At 63.8% G+C, this 641-nt stretch carries 1 protein-coding gene; it reads left to right on the top strand.

The window, feature by feature from the left end:
* A partial coding sequence (locus tag DYI24_RS27465) for a TonB-dependent receptor domain-containing protein (RefSeq protein WP_164574550.1) occupies nt 1-641 on the top strand: 641 nt, incomplete at both ends.

Below are 641 nucleotides of genomic sequence, written 5' to 3'. Positions count from 1 at the left end.
CAACTGGCTGACCGCCTATGCGGGCGTTGGCTATCGTGATGGCTCGAACTACCAGACCTTCCCGCGCTCGGCGACGGCGGTGGATGCGCTCGGCAATTTCAACGTCCAGAATACGTATTACGATTCTTACACCAAGACCCTCAGCGGCAATGTCGGCTTCCGGTCGCGGTTCGACACCGGCTTCATCGGCCACAAGCTCAACGTTGCCTATACCGGGTTCTTCCAGGAGGCGGGCAACGCCTACATCCAGGGCGGCACCACCGCGTCGAACATCTACAACCCGGCGCCGCTGCCGGCGGTGACGTCGGATCGCTACGCGCCGCGGCACGCCTCCGACAGCACGCTGACCAGCGTCGCGGTGGTCGACACCATGTCGTTCCTGAACGAGTCGGTGCTGCTGACGCTCGGCGGTCGTCACCAGATGGTGAAGCAGGAGAGCTACGCCACCACCGGCACCAACATCGGCGCGTTGACGTCGACTTACGACGCCAGCGCCACGACACCGCTCGCCGGTATCGTCGTCAAGCCGTGGACGAACGTGTCGCTGTATGCCAACTACGCCGAGGGTCTCACGCGCGGCACCATCGTCGGCCGCAACTTCTCGAACGCTGGCACGATCCTGGCACCGTACAAGTCGAAGC

It is taken from the genome of Rhodopseudomonas sp. BR0C11 (assembly GCF_010820945.1).
Lineage (GTDB): Bacteria > Pseudomonadota > Alphaproteobacteria > Rhizobiales > Xanthobacteraceae > Rhodopseudomonas > Rhodopseudomonas palustris_H.
The sequence above is the reverse complement of the archived record's forward strand: the minus strand, read 5'-3'. Positions and strand labels throughout refer to the sequence as shown.